The organism is Micromonospora sp. NPDC049903 (assembly GCF_044460945.1).
Classification (GTDB): Bacteria; Actinomycetota; Actinomycetes; order Mycobacteriales; family Micromonosporaceae; genus Micromonospora.
Genome location: NZ_JBITKL010000007.1, coordinates 687 through 18,442 on the forward strand (window position 1 = coordinate 687; position 17,756 = coordinate 18,442).

General features: G+C 71.9%; 11 protein-coding genes. 9 read left to right on the forward strand and 2 right to left on the reverse strand.

The features are described 5' to 3' along the window. Positions 1 to 132 precede the first annotated feature (132 nt). Positions 133 to 2,874, reverse strand: coding sequence for a beta-L-arabinofuranosidase domain-containing protein (locus ACIBO1_RS13855; protein ID WP_396745479.1), 2,742 nt, complete (start codon positions 2,872 to 2,874; stop codon positions 133 to 135). Between the two features lie 85 nt (positions 2,875 to 2,959). Then, positions 2,960 to 4,351 (reverse strand): glycoside hydrolase family 43 protein, encoded by a 1,392-nt coding sequence (locus ACIBO1_RS13860; protein WP_396745482.1) that lies wholly within the window; start codon positions 4,349 to 4,351, stop codon positions 2,960 to 2,962. 541 nt (positions 4,352 to 4,892) lie between these two features. On the opposite strand from ACIBO1_RS13860, the gene ACIBO1_RS13865 reads away from it, so the two are divergent. The 9 genes from ACIBO1_RS13865 to ACIBO1_RS13905 all read left to right on the forward strand — a co-directional run bounded on the left by ACIBO1_RS13865 (position 4,893) and on the right by ACIBO1_RS13905 (position 17,746). Beyond that, a complete protein-coding gene (locus tag ACIBO1_RS13865) occupies positions 4,893 to 6,413 on the forward strand; it encodes a glycosyltransferase family 39 protein (RefSeq protein ID WP_396745485.1) in 1,521 nt (506 codons plus the stop codon). 51 nt (positions 6,414 to 6,464) lie between these two features. Next, the gene (locus ACIBO1_RS13870) at positions 6,465 to 8,369 is read left to right on the forward strand and encodes a glycosyltransferase family 2 protein (protein ID WP_396745488.1); all 1,905 of its coding nucleotides are present in this window, start codon (positions 6,465 to 6,467) and stop codon (positions 8,367 to 8,369) included. Next, the gene (locus tag ACIBO1_RS13875; RefSeq protein ID WP_396745491.1) at positions 8,363 to 9,502 is read left to right on the forward strand and encodes a glycoside hydrolase family 26 protein; all 1,140 of its coding nucleotides are present in this window, start codon (positions 8,363 to 8,365) and stop codon (positions 9,500 to 9,502) included. Before ACIBO1_RS13870 ends, ACIBO1_RS13875 begins: the two co-directional genes overlap by 7 nt. Before the next feature lie 116 nt (positions 9,503 to 9,618). Then, positions 9,619 to 10,869, forward strand: coding sequence for an MFS transporter (locus tag ACIBO1_RS13880; protein ID WP_396745494.1), 1,251 nt, complete (start codon positions 9,619 to 9,621; stop codon positions 10,867 to 10,869). Between the two features lie 83 nt (positions 10,870 to 10,952). Then, complete coding sequence (locus tag ACIBO1_RS13885; RefSeq protein ID WP_396745497.1) at positions 10,953 to 12,581, forward strand: acyl-CoA dehydrogenase family protein; 1,629 nt, start codon at positions 10,953 to 10,955, stop codon at positions 12,579 to 12,581. A gap of 244 nt (positions 12,582 to 12,825) precedes the next feature. After that, positions 12,826 to 14,937, forward strand: a complete 2,112-nt coding sequence (locus tag ACIBO1_RS13890; RefSeq protein WP_396745500.1) for a cellulose binding domain-containing protein — start codon at positions 12,826 to 12,828, stop codon at positions 14,935 to 14,937. Between the two features lie 143 nt (positions 14,938 to 15,080). Beyond that, complete coding sequence (locus tag ACIBO1_RS13895) at positions 15,081 to 15,980, forward strand: alpha/beta hydrolase family protein (protein WP_396745503.1); 900 nt, start codon at positions 15,081 to 15,083, stop codon at positions 15,978 to 15,980. A gap of 219 nt (positions 15,981 to 16,199) precedes the next feature. Next, positions 16,200 to 17,024: an ABC transporter ATP-binding protein gene (locus ACIBO1_RS13900; RefSeq protein WP_396745506.1), complete on the forward strand. Its 825-nt coding sequence runs from the start codon at positions 16,200 to 16,202 to the stop codon at positions 17,022 to 17,024. Then, entirely contained in the window at positions 17,021 to 17,746 is a 726-nt protein-coding gene (locus ACIBO1_RS13905) for an ABC transporter ATP-binding protein (protein ID WP_396745509.1), read from the forward strand. The genes ACIBO1_RS13900 and ACIBO1_RS13905 overlap by 4 nt, the downstream gene beginning before the upstream one ends. The last annotated feature ends 10 nt before the right edge of the window (positions 17,747 to 17,756 follow it).

Sequence of the window (17,756 nt, forward strand, 5' to 3'; positions counted from 1 at the left end):
CCCACACACCCCATTTTTTTCCCCTAAACACTTCACTGGGTGGGCGGGGGGGCGCCCCCCCTGCGGGCGCCCCCCCCGTGGGGGGGGGGGGGGGGCCCCCCCCCCCCCCCCCCCACTCCACACTGTTTCTGGCTAGACGAACCGCCAGAGATTGGCGTTGCCGCCGTTGTCGTCGGCGAGCACGATCTGCGCCCCCTGGGCGGACGAGGAACCGCTGACGCCGAGAACACGTCCGCCGTTGCCGGACTGGATCCGGAAGGCGCCGCCCGAGCCGTACCGCAGTCGCCAGCGGTTGGCCGCCGTGCCGTTGTCGGCCCACTGCACCACCCGCGTGCCGGCGCCGGTGCCGCTGTTCTCCAGGCCCAGCACCTTGCCGCTGTGCGAGTTGCGGAACCGCAGATAGCCGTTGCTGTCCACGAGCGCGGTCCAGAGATGGTCGGCGGTGCCGGTGTCGCCCCACTGGATAACCAGGCCACCGTCGGCGGTGGACATGTTCTGCACGCCCAGCACCAGGCCGCTGGCCAGATTTTGGATCCGCCGCGCGCCGTTGGGCAGGAACCGCCACTGGTTGTCCGGCGTGCCGTTGTCCGGGTCCTGCACCACCCGCGCGCCCTGGGCGGTCGAACCGTTGAGGACGCCCAGCAGCTTGCCGGTGTGTCCGTTTCGGATCTTGTGGGACCCGTCGCCTGAGTCCACCACCGTCCACCGGTGGTCGGCCGTGCCGGTGTCGCCCCACTGCAGGACCTGGGCGTTGTCGGCGGTCGACATGTCCTGCACACCGAGCACCTTGCCGCTGTTGGCGTTGCGGAACCGCACCGTCGCGCCGTCGACCACGAGCTGCCAGTTGTGGTCGGCGGTGCCGGTGTCGCCCCACTGCAGGGCGGGAGCGCCGTCGGCGGTGGACATGTTCTCGACCCCGAGCACCAGTCCGCTCGCGGCGTTGACCAGCCGGAACGTCGCATCGCCGGTGCCGCCCGAGCCGCCGGTGCTCCAGTAGACGGTGTAGTTGTGGCCGTGCGCGTCATAGAACGGGATCAGGTTGACGGTGGACCCGTTGGCGGTCGCGGTGAAGGTGAGCGCGGTGCTGCTGGTCCGGGTCACCGAGCCGGCCACCAGGGCGGGCAGCGCCGACAGCGCGGTGTTGCCGTAGTTGCCGGAGAGCACCGCCGGGCCGTACCGCAGCGCCGAGACGGTCGGGTTGTCGTTGGTCGGCTCCAGAACCACCCGCATCGGCAGACGGACGGTCACCGTGTCACCCGAGGTCCAGTTGCGGGTGAGGGCGGCGTACGTGCCGGGCGTGGTGGCGATGTTCTGTGCCGTGCCGTTGACGCTGACCGTGGCGCCCTGCGTCCACGCCGGGATGCGGATCCGCATCGTCCACGACCCGCCGACGCTGCCGGTCACGGTCAGCGTGGTGGTGTCGCCGGCCGGGAAGCTGGTGGACTGGGTGACCGTGATGCCGCGCTGCGACCAGGTCAACACCGACGGCATGAACAGGTTCACCGTCAGGGTGCTGCCGTTGTGGAAGTAGATCGCGTCCATCAGCGTGGTGTTGCTTTCCAGGCCGGTGCCCTGGCAGCACCAGAAGGAGTTGTAGTCGGTGCTCCAGGTGCCGCCGCCCCACGCCGGGCCGACCCCCCGACGGCCACCCGGTTGCAGTGGCGTGAAGTAGGTGACGTGGCCGTGGTTGTCGCCCGGGTTCTGCGCGCCGATCAGGTGGTTGAGCAGGGCCCGCTCATAGAAGTCGAAGTACGCGACGCGGCTCGGGTCGAGCAGCCACAGTTCCCGGGTCAGCTTGAGCATGTTGTACGTGTTGCAGTGCTCGCAGGTGTCGTTGCGCAGGTACCCGGCGATGGCGTTCGGCGCGCGGAAGTGCTCGGCCTGGCTGTTGCCGCCGATCGCGTACGTGCGCGTGTTGACGGTGAGGTTCCAGGCGTTGCTGGCGATGTCGCGGTAGCGGGTGGTGCCGGTGGCCTTGAACTCGCGGGCCGCGCCGATCCACTTCGGGATCTGCGTGTTGGCGTGCAGTCCGTTGAGCTGGTCGGAGTTGGCGGCGAGGGGGTTGAACACGGCGGCGTGGTCGAAGCGCTGGGCAGCGGTCAACCAGCGCCCGTCACCGGTCTGCTGGTACAGATCGGTCAGCACCGCGTTCATGCCACCGAACTCGGTGCCCAACATGGCCTGCATCTGGGTGGAGCTGAGCCGTCCGGTGCGCCAGTCGACCCAGCCGGCGAGCGCCAGCAGCACGTCGCGGGCCTGGGTGTTGCCGATGTGCCGCCACACGTCGAGCAGCCCGGCCATGGTCTTGTGGATGGTGTAGTACGGCACGTTGCCGTTGCTGAGCGTGCGGTTCTCCACGGCGGTGAAGTCGGACTCGGGATACCCGCAGAGGTATCCGGTGTTGAACCCGGCCGCCGCGTTGTTGGCCTGGCACTTGGCCAGCTCGGCCACCATCAGGTTGGCCTTGTCGCGGCATGTGGTGTCGCCCAGGACGGCCCACATCTGCGCCCAGGCGGTCAGGAAGTGCCCCTGGGAGTGGGTCCGGAACGGGAAGGTGGGCGCCTCCCAACCGCCGAGCGCCGCCGCGCCGCCGGTGGAGAGGCGGTGGTTGGCGCGGAAGTTGTAGAGCAGCCGGTTCACGTCCACGAAGCGCAGGTAGTTCAGCGTCCGGTTCTGGTTGTCCAGCCAGCGGCTGGCGGTCAGCCGCACCTGGCCCGCGTCGAAGGCGTACGCGGAGACGCCGATGTCGGGCCGGGCCGGTGGGATCGCCGCACCGGCGGCCTGGCCGCGCAGCACGGGGCCGATCGTGCCGGCGACGGCCGCCACGCCGGCGGCCTGGAGAAGGTGGCGACGATTGAGGGACGGTTGGGGCATCACGGCCTCCGGGTGCGGGGACGGGAGCGACTCGGGCGGACGGTGGCCGGGCCGGGGCGACGGCCCGGCCACCGTGGGTACGGCATTACGAGGTGACCCGGAAGGTGGCGTCCTGACGGTCGGCGGCGCTGGAGGACGAGCTGAGCGGGTCGATGCGCAGCACGTAACCGGCGTGGCGCAGGTAGTACGTGGGGAAGTTGTACGAGCGGAACGACGACCAGGCGCCGTCGGCCAGCCCGGCGGTGCGGTAGAACGTGGCGTCGGCGCGGAAGGTCGCGCTGTTGTCGTTGGGGTCGAGGCGGGCCACGTACCCGCTGTGCCGCAGGAAGCTGCCGGGCACGTTGATCGACTCGAAGGACACCCCGGCCGAGTCGGCGAGGCCGGGCACCATCCGCCACATCTGGTCGCGGTGCGGATCGAACGGGTACGGGTCGATGCGGATCGCCCGGTTGGAGTGCCGCACGAAGTAGTCGGGCAGGTTCCAGGACTTCAACCGGACCCAGTTCGGCAGGCCCCAACGGCTGACCGCGCCGTTGTACTCGGCCTCGGTGATGCCGACGATCGAGCCGTGCTTGGAGTTCAGCGGCGGCGTGTAGTCGCGCTGGTTGAGCACCGACCACGAGTTGGCGCCGATGTTGCTCGTGCCCCAGAGGTAGAAGTCGTTGTTGATCGGGCTGAACGAGTCGCCCCAGAGCCACCAGCCCGACCCGTCGTTGCGCTTGAGCAGGTGGGCGCCCTCGATCGCGTTGCCCTGCCGCAGCCCGCCGGTGTAGGTGGTGAAGCTGTTCGGGGCGCCGGTGTTCGACCGGGCGCCGTACAGGTTCCCGTTGGACAGGTTCTTGTAGTACATGTACGTCACACCACCGTCGACGTGGATGTCGGCGTCGAGCACCGGGAAGCCGGGGCTGAAGTAGGTCTGCGGCCCGCTGACGGTGCGGAAGTCGCTGGTGTAGTTCACCAGGAACAGGTCCGTGGTGGTGTTGGCCGAGTAGACGATGGCGTACTGGCCGCGTCCGGCGTCCCAGAACACCGTCGGTGCCCAGGTGTGCACGTTGGCGTAGGTGTGCATCTGGATCCGTCGGTACCCGGTGAAGCTGGTCAGGTTGGTCGAGTCCCACACGTGCAGGTACTGGCTGTTGCGGCCGAAGTTGAGCCCGAACAGGTCGGTGGCGACGACCACGAAGGTGCCGTCCTGCTTGCGGAAGATGAACGGGTCGCGCAGTCCCAGGTCACCGGCGGTCGGGGTGACGACCGGGTTGTTCTGGTTGAGCGGTGACCAGTTCAGGCCGTCCCGGCTGACCGCGAGGTGCAGGCCGTAGTCGGCCGCCGACTGGTTCGGTGACTCGGTGAAGTACGTCTTCAGGTATGCGGTGTAGGTGGCTGCCGATGCGGCCTGCGGATTGATCGCCAGGCCGGAGGCGGTGAGACCGGCGGTGGCGATCGCGCCCAGCGTGAACGCTCGTCGAGTCAGAGCCATCGTACTGACCTTTCTCGGGGTGGGGACGGGGACGTGACTCCGGCACGACAAGGACTGGGGGGGCGGCCCTTGAGCCCAGGCGGTGGCGTGCGTTCAGACCGCGTCGCCGCGGGAGGTCGAGGCGTCGAGACCTCGGCACGCGCGGGAGTGGGCGGAGCCGTGGTGGGCCCTCGTCACACGGGCGGTGCATCGTGTGCTGCCTGCGGCGATGGGCGGCCCTCGCCCGTCTCCACGGGCCTGAGGTTTCGACTGTGTTATGCGCCGATGTCGATGTTATCGCTAACAATACGATGCGGTTAACGGGCGCGCAAGACTCGGATCGGCGGGCGTCGAAGCCCCGCATTCGTCCGCCGTCCGGGTCTGGTGCGACAGCCGCGCGAGGCGGCGTCCTACCGGCGGCGCCGACCGGCTGCCGGGGCTGATTGCGTTCTTTGGGATCCCGATACCGGTTTGGCGGTTTTTGCGGCATATCGACCTCGTGGTGAAATCCGCTCAATACGCTCCTGGACGACGGAACCCATGCCAGATGTGTGAGGGCACGATGAGGGACGCCGACACCATCGTCCTGCCCCGGCTCGCGTCGCCGGAGGCCAGCGACGAGGACCCCTGGGGGGAGGGCCGGGACGGCGGCCCGGTCCGGCCGGTGACCGACACCCGCTGGTGGCGGGTTGCCGCATGGCTGCTGCCGGCGCTGCTGATGGGCGCGCTCGGCACCGTGCGGGCCGGCGCACCCGGCCTGCGCCTGGAAGAACTCGCCACCTGGGGCAGCGCCGCGTCGTCCTGGCGGGACACCTGGTCCCTGCTCCGCTCGATCGACGTCACCGTGGTGCCGTACCACCTCCTGGTGCGGGGCTGGTCGGAGGTCTTCGGCACCTCCGACCTCGCGCTGCGCGGACCCTCGATCCTGGCCATGACCGGGGCGGCGGCGCTCGTCGGTGCGATGGCGTCCCGGCTGTTCACGCCGGGCACCGGCGTGCTGGCGGGCGTCGTCTTCGCCCTGCTGCCGACCTCGGCCCGGTACGCGCAGGAGGCCCAGCCGTACGCGTTGACCCTGCTCGCCGCGGTGCTCGCCTCCTGGCTGCTCCAGTCGGCCGTCGACCGGCCGAGGTTCGGACGTCTCGCGCTCTACGCCGGTTCGGTGGTGGTGCTGGGTCTGTGCAACGTGATCGCGCTCCTGCTGCTCGTCGGTCACGGCTGGACGGTGTTCGCCTTCCGGCGTGCCGTGACCGGCCGATGGCTCGTCGCGGCGGGCGTCGGCGTGCTGCCCGCCGCCGGGCTGCTGTGGCACGCGATCGTGCAGGGCGGCCGGCTGCCGAGGTTGTCGAGCCCGAGCCTGGACGCGCTTGCCGCGACCCCCAGGGAACTGTTCGGTGTCACCGCGCTGGGGGTGGTGCTGCTCGCGCTGGCGCTGTTCAGCCTGCCGATGCGCTATCCCGCCGCCATCTACACCACCTGGGCGGTGGTGCCGCCGCTCGGCTTGCTGATCGTCGCGCAGGTGGCACCGGTCTGGCTGCCGCAGTTCATGCTCTTCACGCTGCCCGCGTGGGCCACGCTCGGTGCGGCGGCCCTCGCCAGGGTGCGCCTGCGGTGGGCCGCGGGGGTGGTGGCGGCGATCGCCGTGATCGGCGCGCCGATCCAGGTCGCGGGGCGCGAGCCCGACGGGCACGAGCAGGCCACCCGGCAGCTCGCGGAGATCATCGACAGACGACTGCAACCCGGCGACGGGGTGGTCTACGAGTCCGCCGATCCCGAGGGCGGGTGGGTCGGCCGGCACGTGGTGGCGCACTACCTGCCGGCCGACCGTCGGCCGCAGGACGTCCTCGCCGCCGGTCCACGACACCTCCGCAGCCGGCTTCCGGTCGCCGAATGTGCCGACGTGGCCGGATGCCTGACCGGTACCCGGCGACTGTGGGTGGTCCGACTCGGCGAGCGGACCGACCCGGTGCACGCCCTCGGCGGTGCCAAGGAACAACTGCTACGCACCCGGTATCAGGTGGCGCAGGTCTGGCGACCCACCGGCCTCACGTTGGCGCTGCTGGTGAGCGAACGGGATCAACTGTAACTCTTCGTGTTCTTCGTGGCCGCCTCGGTGGCCGGAGCCTTGGGAGGCAACGTGGGCGTCGTCGTCGACACACGCCTGTCTCGAACCACACCGAAAGCGAGCCCCGGAGGTGGATCCCCGGAGGTCGCTCCGGACCGACCGCCACCCGCCCGACGTCCGGACCGTCGCCAGCTCAACATCCGGGCCCGGCTGGCCTACGCGAGATGCGGGGCGGCCGCCGGACCGCTGGTCACGCCCCGGGATCCGCAGGCGGCCGTCGAGTTCCGGCACGTACTCTCGCCCGCCGCGCGGTTGATGCTGACGCTGCTGGTGCTGCTCAACAGCGCGGCCGGCCTGCTGCTCGTCGGCTGGCTGCTGCTCCCCGGACACGTGCCGGGGTCCGACGTGACCGGGCTCGGCAGCTGGCAGACCACCGCTGCCCGGCTCGGCTTCTGCGTGGTGGTCGGCGTCGAGCTGATCCGCCTCGCGCAGAACATGGTCGTCTGGGTCTTCGCCTACCACGCCCGGGACCCGGTCCCGGTCGACCCGCCGGTCGGCCTGCGGGTCGCACTGCTCACCACGATCGTGCCCAGCAAGGAGCCGCTCGACGTCGTCGAGCGGACCCTGCGTCGGATGCGGCAGATCGTGTACTGCGGACGGGTCGACGTCTGGATCCTCGACGAGGGCGACGACCCGGCGGTGAAGGAGATGGCGACGCGACTCGGGGTACGCCACTTCAGCCGATCCGGACGGCCGGAGTACAACCAGCCCAGCGGGGAGTTCCGGGCCCGGACGAAGTCCGGCAACCACAACGCCTGGCGGGCCGAGCACGAGCACCGGTACGACGTGGTCGCCAACGTCGACCCGGACCACGTCCCGATGATGAACTTCCTGGAACGTACGCTCGGCTACTTCCGCGACCCGGACGTGGCCTTCGTGGTGACGCCGCAGGTCTACGGCAACATGCACCAGAACCTGGTCGCCCACGGCGCTTCGGTGCAGCAGTACCTGTACAACGGGCTCATCGCCCGCGGCGGCAACGGGCTGGACGCGCCGCTGCTCACCGGCACCGGTCACCTGTACCGTCCGGCGGCCTGGCGCAGCGTCGGCGGCTACCAGGACTCGATCATCGAGGACCACCTGACCAGCATCCGGATCCACGCCGCGAGGAATCCGCAGACGGGGAACCAGTGGAAGGGCGTCTACACCCCGGACGTGGTCGCGATCGGGGAGGGTCCGACGTCCTGGGCCGACTACTTCAACCAGCAGAAGCGCTGGGCGGCCGGCATCTGCGAGATCCTGGTCCATCCCGAGCTGCGCGCGCCGCGCGAACTGCGCTCCCGCCGGCGCTGGCAGTACCGGCTGCTCCAGTTCTACTACCCGAGCGTGGCGGTCAGCCTGTTGCTGGGCAACTTCGCGACGGCCATGTACCTGCTCACCGGGGTCAGCGCGGCCCGACTCGACGTCGCCGTGTGGTCGGTGCTCTGGGGCTCGACCATCGGCACCTGGTTTCTGCTCTGGCTCTGGCTGCGCCGATTCAACATCGCGCCGCACGAGCGGGAGGAGATCGGCCTGGTGGGCATGGCACTGGCGCTCTTCGCGGGTCCGATCTACGTCGGGGCTGGCTTCGGTGCGCTGCTGCGCCGAAAGCTCGGCTTCGTGGTGACCGCGAAGGGCCGGTTGCGCACCACCGAGTCGCTGGGCACCTTTCGCCTGCACCTGTGCTGGGCGGCGGCCGCCGCCGGCCTGCTCGCCGCCAGTTTCGCGCTGGACCACGACTTCACGTTGCTCCGGGTGTGGCCGATCCTGACCATCCTGACCGGTCTGGGCCCGCCGCTGATCGCACTCGGGTCGAGCCTGACGGCCCGGACCGAGCCGGCCGTTCCCGCTGAGTCCGACACCGCGCAGGCGGAGCGCGCCCGGCCGACGGCCCGGGGGAAGGCCCGGGTGGCGGTGGAACCGGGGACACCATGGTGAGGCTGACCGTGCCACGGGTGACGGTGGCGCTGCTGAGTGCGCTCCTGCTGGCCTACGCCTTCGCGATCGCGCCGATGAACGGGGCGGGGAAGCGTCCCGACCCGTCCCGGGCCCTGGTCGCCGAGGCGACCGCCGCTCCGTCGCCCGCTGTGTCGCCACCGGCGGCGGTCTTCCCGCCGGCCGGGAAGACGTTCGTCGGTGTCGCGACCAAGGAGGGGCCGTACGACTTCACGCCGGTGGACGCCTTCACCGCGGCGGCGCGTCACCAGCCGCAGGTCATGCTCTTCGGCTCGGGTTGGGCGACCGACACCTTCGACCCGGCGCTCTTCGCGGGCATCAGCGACCGCGGCATGCTGCCGATGCTGGCGTGGGAACCGTGGGACTACCGGTTGGACGAGGAGGCCCGCGAGAAGGGGACCGAGCGCCACAAGATCGACAAGCTCCGCTCGAACCAGCCCGACTACCGGTTGTCCCACATCACCCGCGGCGACTTCGACCGGTACCTGCGGTCCTGGGCCGAGGGGATCAAGGCGCTCGGGCATCCGGTGGCGATCCGGTTCGCGCACGAGATGAACGGCAACTGGTACCCGTGGTGCGAGATGGCCAACGGCAACCAGCCGGGCGACTACGTCGAGGCCTGGCGCCACGTGCACGACCTCTTCGAGGCCGCCGGTGCCACGAACGTGATCTGGGTGTGGAGCCCGAACGCCAGGTGGAGCAACTCGACGCCGGACCTCGCCGGCCTCTACCCGGGCGACGACTACGTCGACTGGGTGGGGCTGTCGGGCTACTACGGGATGGGCGCCTTCTCGAAGTACCGCACCTTCGACGCGATCTTCGCCGAGACCATCAAGGAGATCCGTACCTTCACCGGAAAGCCGTTGGTCATCACCGAGACCGCTGCCTCCGACATGGTGGGACGCAAGGCCGAGTGGATCACCGAGACGTTCCGGTCGCTGCCGCGCCACGCGGACATCATCGGCCTGATCTGGTTCGAGGTGAACAAGGAACGGGACTGGCGGATCGTCAGTTCCCCGGCGGTGACCAAGGCATTCGCCGAGGGGGTGGCCGACCAACGCTACCGCTTCACCTGGTCGCCCGACCTGATCCCGCGCACCGAACTGGGGGACTAGCGCGCGGCTTGACCCTCCACCGGGTCGAGGCCGCACAGTGCCTCACCGGGACACCGGCCGGTACCGCGACCAGCGGTGCCGGCCTGGCGCGTCGGCGGTGGACGGGGAGGACCGTGGTGGTTGCGGCGATCGGTGGCCGGTCGGCGGTGCCCGGCGCGTACTGGGCGTGGCTCGGCGGGACCGCGTTGAGTCTGGTCGGCGTACAGGCCATGGCCTTCGCGATGACCTGGGTGGCGGCCGGGCACGGGGGCCGCTTCGCCGCGGTGGTGCTGACCGCGATCAACCTGCCCCGCGCGCTGTTGCTGCTGGTGGGCGGCGCGGTGGCCGACCGGGTCGGCGCCTGGCGGGTCATGGTCGTGTCGGACGCGGTGATGGTCGCGGTGACCGTGGCGCTGGCCGCCGCCGCGTGGTCCTCGACCGACCCACGGCTGCCGCTGCTGCTCGCCGCCGTGGCCATCGGGGTCGTGGACGCCTTCTATCTGCCCAGCACGGGCTCGATGCCCCGTCGTCTCGTGCCGCCGGACGCGCTGGCTCGCGCGATGTCGGCCCGCCAACTCGCCGGCCAACTCGCTCTGCTCGCCGGGCCGTCGCTGGGCGGTCTGCTGCTGGCCGGGGCCGGGTTGGCCGGCGCGGCCCTGACCAACGCCGTGACCTGCCTGGTGATGCTGTCGATTCTGCTGGCCCTGCGGTCGCGGGCCGGTCGGTCGGCGCAGCCGCGAGCGGCGGACCGACGAGCCCGTGCGGCCCCGGAACCGCCCATGGACCCGGCGCAGTCGCTGTGGCGGGCCTGTCTGGACGGGGTACGGGTCGTCTCGTCGCACGGTGCCCTGCGTCCCGCGTTGCTGCTCACCGGTGTCGCCGCCGGGTTCCTGCTGCCGGTCTCCTCGCTGCTCGTGCCGCTGCTGGCCCGGGAGCGGGTGTGGTCGCCGCAGGTCACCGGTGCCGTCGTCGCGGCGGTGGCGCTGGGTACGGCCACCGCCGCGGTGACGGTGCTGGCCCGTGGCGCGCTGCCCCGCGCCGGCCGGGCGGCCGCCACCGGACTGCTGGTGGCCGCCGCCGGAGTGGCCGCGCTGGCGGCGGGCGGCTCGCCGAAGTCGGCGGTGGCGGCCGGGGTGGCGGTCGGCGCGGGGTCCGGACTCTTCGGCACCCACATCGGCCCGCTGATCCTGGCCGCCGCCCCGGTCACGCACCTGGCCCGGGTGCAGTCCGTGCTGGTGCTCGTGCAGAGCCTGCCACTGCTGCTGACCACCAGCCTGCTCGGCTCGCTCGCCGAGGCCGCGCGGGTCTCGACGGTGCTGCACGGCTGCGCCGGGGTGCTGGCGGTGGCCGGGCTGGTGGCCCTGACCTCACCGGCCCTGCGGCGTTGACCGGCCACGTTCGGGGTTACCGGCCCGCGCCGGTGGAGACTGGATGATGGTTCGCGCCCGCACCGCCGAGGGGAGTCCCGTACGTGGCCACGCACGAGGTGTTCAACCAGGTTCCGCCGTTGGTCGGCCACGACGTCGCCGACGACCCGGCGTTGCTGGCCGGGCTGGCCCGCGAGGGTGCCGAGTGGGCAACGGCCGACCTGCGTGAACTCGGCCGACTGGCGGGCGGCGAGGCCGCCGCCGAACACGGCCGGCTGGCCAACGAACACCCGCCGACGCTGCGCACCCACGACCGCTACGGCCGTCGGGTCGACGAGGTGGAGTTCCACCCGTCCTGGCACGAGCTGATGCGCACCGCCGTCGGCCACGGGCTGCACGCCGCGCCCTGGGCCGACCCACGGGTCGGCGCACACGTCGCGCGGGCGGCGAAGTTCTACACCTGGCGGCCGGACGCCGGTCACGGGTGCCCGATCTCGATGACCTACGCCGTGGTGCCGGCGCTGCGACACGCGCCGGAACTGGCCGACCGCTACGAGCCGTTGCTCACCGCACGGGTGTACGACTTCGGGCTGCGCGAGCCGCTGGGCAAGCGGGGACTGCTGGCGGGCATGTCGATGACGGAGAAGCAGGGCGGTTCCGACGTGCGCGCGAACACCACCGCCGCGCGCCCGCAGGCCGACGGCAGCTATCGGCTGGTCGGGCACAAGTGGTTCACCTCGGCGCCGATGAGCGACCTGTTCCTCACCCTGGCCCAGGCGCCGGACGGGCTGACCTGCTTCCTGGTGCCCCGGGTGCTGCCCGACGGCGACCGCAACCCGATGCGGCTGATGCGCCTCAAGGACAAGCTGGGCAACCGGTCCAACGCCTCCGCCGAGGTCGAGTACGACGACGCGGTCGCCTGGCGGGTCGGCGACGAGGGCCGGGGCGTCCGCACCATCATCGACATGGTCAACCTGACCCGGCTGGACTGCGTGATCGGCGCGGCGGCCGGGATGCGGCAGGGCGTGATCACCGCCGCGCACCATGCCGCGCACCGGCAGGTCTTCGGCCGGTACCTGGCCGACCAGCCGCTGATGCGTAACGTCCTGGCCGACCTCGCGGTGGAGTCCGAGGCGGCGACCGTGCTGATGATGCGCCTCGCCGGGGCGACGGACCGCTCGGTGCGGGGTGACGCGGTGGAGACCGCGTTCAAGCGGATCGCCCTGGCCGTCGGCAAGTACTGGGTCTGCAAGCGGTGGCCGGGGCACGCCGCCGAGGCGCTGGAGTGCCTGGGCGGCAACGGGTACGTCGAGGAGTCCGGGATGCCCCGGCTGTTCCGCGAGTCGCCGCTGAACTCGATCTGGGAGGGGTCCGGCAACGTCGCCGCGCTGGACGTGCTGCGGGCGCTCGCCGGGCAGCCCGAGGTGCGGGCGGCGTTCGAGGCCGAGGTGGGCATGGCCGCCGGTGTGGACTCCCGACTCGACGCTGCGGTGCACCAGCTCCAGGTCGCCCTGGACGACCCGGTGGACCTGGAAGTGCGGGCCCGTCGGGTGGTCGAGCAGTTGGCCCTGGTGTTGCAGGGCGCGCTGCTGGTGCGCCACGGTCATCCGGCCGTCGCCGACGCCTTCTGCGCCTCCCGCCTCGGCGTCGACCGGGGGCATGCGTACGGCACCCTGCCGGCCGGCGTCGACTTCGCCGCGATCATCGACCGGGCCACCCCCGAGGTGGCCTGACCGCTGGCTCGCCACCGAATCGGTCCGGCGCGTCGTTGAGTCCACGTCGGAGCGTGTGGGATTCTGATGCGTCGATGCCGGTCGCGTGAGCGCGCTGACCGTCGCCTCAGGGGCACCCGGAGCCGCCACGGCCTCCCGGGAGGCGGCGGACGAGCTGTTGTCGTGGCGTCCGCCCGCGTCCGAGGCCGCCTGCCTCGGACGCCGGGCCGGGCGGGTCGCCGCCGTGAACACACGAAGGACGACCATGACCATCTCGAACAGGCACGGTGTTCGACCCCTGAACCCGCCGTTGCGACTCTCCCGGCGCGGCCGGGCGGCCCTGGCGGCGAGCCTGCTGCTCGCCACCGGTGCGCTGCTCGGTGTCGCGCCGCCCAGCGTCGGCGCGGCGACGGCACCGGTGGCGGTGACGGTGAACGCGCGGGCCGGGCTGGCCGCCGTGCCGGACACCGCCCTCGGCGTGAACCACGCCATCTGGGACTCGCAGTTGGGCACCACCGAGACGTCGGACCTGCTGCGCGCGGCCGGCGTGCAGATGATGCGGTACCCCGGCGGTTCGTACGCCGACATCTACCACTGGCGTGACCACACGGCACCGGGCGGGTACGTCGCGCCGAACACCGACTTCGACACCTTCATGGCCGGGGTGCGCCGGGCCGGCGCCCAGCCGATGATCATTGCGAACTACGGCACCGGCACGCCGCAGGAGGCGGCCGAGTGGGTGCGCTACGCCAACGTGACCAAAGGGTACGACGCCCGCTACTGGGCGGTCGGCAACGAGAACTACGGCAACGGTCACTACGGCTCGGCCTGGGAGGCCGACGAGCACCCGGACAAGAGCGCCACCTACTACGCGAACCTGGTCGTCGACTACGCCGACGCGATGAAGGCCGTCGACCCGGACATCAAGGTCGGCGCGGTGCTGACCATGCCGGCGAACTGGCCCGACGGGCTGACCGCCGGCGCGGACCCGGGCCCCTGGAACCAGACCGTGCTGTCGATCGCCGGGCCGAAGATCGACTTCGTCGACGTGCACTGGTACCCGGGCGGCAGCCCGGCCGAGTCGCTGCCCCGGACCAGCCACATCACCGACGCGGTGCACCTGCTCCGGCAGCAGATCAGCCGGTACGCCGGACCGGACGCGGACCGCATCGGCATCAGCCTCACCGAGGTGAACGTGACCGCCGAGGGGATGACCAGCCAACCGGCCGCGTTGTTCCTGGCCGACGCCTACAGCGGGTTGCTGGCCAACGGGGTCTTCACCGTGCAGTGGTGGAACGTCCGCAACGGCATCGGCAAGGTGACGACCGTGGCGGGGCAGACCGACTACGGCGACTTCGGGATGCTCTCCAGCGGCACCTGCACCTCGGACGGGTCGGTCTGCGAGCCGCCGCTGAACACGCCGTTCGCGTCGTACCACGGGCTGACCATGATGAGCCGGTTCGCGCGCACCGGCGACCAGTTCGTCCGGGCCGGCACCAGTGACCCGCTGGTCGCCGCGCACGCGGTACGCCGGGCCAACGGGGAGGTCGCGGTGCTGCTGATCAACAAGGACCCGGACAACGCGCGGGAGGTCGACATCGACTACGCCGGGTTCGCCCCGTCGGCCGCCGCGCCCACGGTGCACACCCACACCAACGGCGCCACCGCCGTCGCCACCGCGCAGACCGGCAGCGCGACCAGCCGGACCCTGCCGCCGTACTCGCTGACCACGCTCGTGGTGCGTCCGGCCGCTGCGCCGGGCGGTCAGCCGAGCGCACCCGGCCGACCCACGGTCGACGACGTCACCCACCGCAGTGCGACCATCTCCTGGCCGGCGGCCACCAGAGGCGCCGCCCCGATCGCCAAGTACGAGGTGTACCGGCAGCACGGTGCGGTCAGCGAACAGCTCGGGGAGACCTCGGGCACCAGCCTCACCGTGGACAACCTCGCCCCCGGCGCCCGGTACACGGTCAACGTGCTGACCCGCGACACCGCGGGCCGGGTCTCCTGGGCGTCCCCGCCGCTCACCTTCACCACCGGCAGCCCGGCGACCAGCACCTGCGCCGTCCGGTTCGCCAGCACCACGGACTGGGGCAACGGCTACGTGGCCGACGTCGAGGTGGCGAACACCGGGGCGGGCGCGGTCGACGGCTGGACGTTGACCTGGACCTGGCCGACGAGCTGGCAGCAGGTGAGCAGCGGCTGGAACGCCACCTGGGAACAGGTCGGCACCGCCGTCCGGGTGACCGGCACCGACGACAACCGCCGGATTCCGGCCGGGGGCACGGTCACCGCCGGGTTCGTCGGGGCGTACAGCGGCCCGAACGTGACGCCGACCGCCTTCCGGCTCAACGGCACGCTCTGCACGGTGCGGTGAACCGGGCCGGGGGGGGGGGGGGGGGCGGCGCCCCCCCCCCCCCCGCCCACCCCGGTGACTGGCGATTTTGCCGATGCGCTGCCGGCCGGACATCTCGAACACTGATCGCAGTCGATACCGCCCGGACCGAGGGAGTGCCCGACGTGCGATCATCCACCACCACCCGTTCCCGTTCCCGTTCCGCGACCCTGGTGGCCCGGCTGGCGACGGCCGCCGTGCTGGCCGCCACCGGTGGCCTCGTCGCCACCGCCGCGCCCGCCCAGGCGGCCAGCCCGTACGAGCGCGGCCCGGCACCGACCGACGCGATCCTGGAGGCGAGTCGCGGTCCATTCGCCACCTCCTCGACGAACGTCTCCTCGTTGAGCGTCAGCGGCTTCGGCGGCGGCGTCATCTACTACCCGACCAGCACCAGCGAGGGCACCTTCGGCGCGGTCGCCATCTCGCCCGGCTACACCGCCTCCTGGTCGAGCCTGAGCTGGCTCGGTCCCCGGATCGCCTCGCACGGGTTCGTGGTGATCGGCATCGACACCATCACCCGTCTGGACCAGCCGGCCAGCCGGGGACGTCAGCTCCTGGCCGCGTTGGACTACCTGACCCAGCGCAGCTCGGTGCGCGGCCGGATCGACGCCGGTCGGCTGGCGGTGGCCGGTCACTCGATGGGCGGCGGCGGCAGCCTGGAGGCCGCCGCGAGTCGACCGTCGTTGCAGGCCGCGGTGCCGCTGGCCCCGTGGAACCTGACCAAGAACTGGTCGAACCTGCGGGTGCCGACACTGATCATCGGCGGGGAGAGCGACAGCACCGCTCCGGTCGCCACGCACTCCGAGCCGTTCTACACCAGCATCCCGGCCTCGGCGGAGAAGGCGTACCTGGAGCTGAACAACGCCGGGCACTTCTTCCCGAACACGGTGAACACGCCGACCGCCAAGCAGGCGGTGGCCTGGCTCAAGCGGTTCGTCGACGACGACACCCGGTACGAGCAGTTCCTCTGCCCGGGGCCGGGCGGCCTGGCCGTCGAGGAGTACCGCACCACCTGCCCGCACTGATCCGACGCGCGCCACCACGGATCGCAGGCCGCCGGTCCACCGACCGGCGGCCTCACCGTGCATGAGGAGTGCATGGAACGGCGATCGGTGGCGTGCCTGGTGACACCGCTCGGTGGCTTTCCCGGCACCGTCGTCACGGGCTGCGAGGGCTTGACGTCATCACGGAGAAACGTACACTCCGAGTGTAATTAGTTTGGCCCGACGCGAGGAGGTGGGTCGATGACCGACGGCCTCGCGTTGCACGACGTCGGCGTGCGGTTCGGCGGCCTCACCGCGCTCGACGACGTCTCACTGCGGGTGTCCCCGGGCGAGGTGGTCGGCGTGATCGGCCCCAACGGCGCCGGGAAGACCACGCTGTTCAACGTGGTCTGCGGCTTCGTCACCCCGCACCGGGGCACGCTCACCCTGGACGGCCGGCCGCTGCGGCCCGCACCGCACCGCCTCAACCAGCTCGGCATCGCCCGGACACTCCAGGGCACCGGGCTGTTCGCCGGGCTCAGCGTGCTGGAGAACGTGATGGCCGGTGCCTCGCACCTCAGCCGGACCGGCCTGCTGCCGGCGCTGCTCGGGCTGCCCCGCAGCGACCGCGACGAGCGTCGGCTGCGCCGGCACGCGATGACCGTCCTGGACGAGCTGGACGTCGCGGCGTACGCCTCGGCGGCACCCGACACCCTGCCCCTCGCCATCCGCCAACGCGTCGGCCTGGCCCGGGCGCTGGCCGCCCGCCCCCGGCTGCTGCTGCTCGACGAGCCCGCCGGTGGGCTCGGCGGCGAGGACGTGGCCGCCTTGGCCGACCTGGTCCGCGCGCTCCCGCACCGGGCCACCGACCCCTGTGCCGTCCTGCTGGTGGAACACCACATGGACCTGGTGATGGCGGTCTGCGACCGGATCGTGGTGCTCGACTTCGGTCGCGTCGTCGCGACCGGTCCGCCGGAGCAGGTCCGCGAGGACCCGGCCGTGCTGGACGCCTACCTGGGCGCGGCGGTGCCGCAAACCGCGACGGTGCCGCAGGACGCGACGCACCCCGGCGGGACCGCGTCGTGAGCGCGCCGCCGGCTCTGCTCAGCGTCGAGGCGCTGGCCGTCGGCTACGGCCCGGTGCCGGTGCTGCACGGCGTGGACCTGCGGGTGGCCACCGGCACCATCGCCGCCGTGCTCGGGGCCAACGGCGCCGGCAAGACCACCCTGCTGCGGGCACTCTCCGGTGTGCTGCGTCCCACCGCCGGCACGGTCTGCTTCGCCGGTGAGGACCTGCGTGGCGTACGGGTCGAGCACCTGGTCCGGCGCGGCCTGGCGCACGTCCCGGAGGGGCGCGGCGTGATCGGCGAGTTCACGGTGGAGGAGAACCTGCGGCTGGGGGCCCTGTGGCGGTCGGACCGGGCGGACGCCGCCCGTGCCCTCGACGAGGTCTATCACCTCTTCGCACCGCTGGCCCGGCGGCGCCGCCACCTCGGCCACCAGCTCTCCGGCGGGGAACGGCAGATGCTGGCGCTCGGCCGGGCCCTGGTGGCCCGGCCCCGGCTGCTGCTGCTCGACGAACCGTCGCTCGGCCTGGCACCTCGGGTCGTGGCGCAGACCATGGCGCTGCTGCGGCGGCTCCGCGACGACACCGGGCTGACCGTGCTGCTGGTCGAGCAGAACGTCCGCAGCGCGCTCGCCGTCGCCGACCAGGGCATCGTGATGGCGCTCGGCCGGGTGGTGCTCGCCGCCCCGGCGGCCCGGCTCCGCGACGACGCCGACCTGCGCCACGCCTACCTCGGGTTCTGACGCAGAAGGA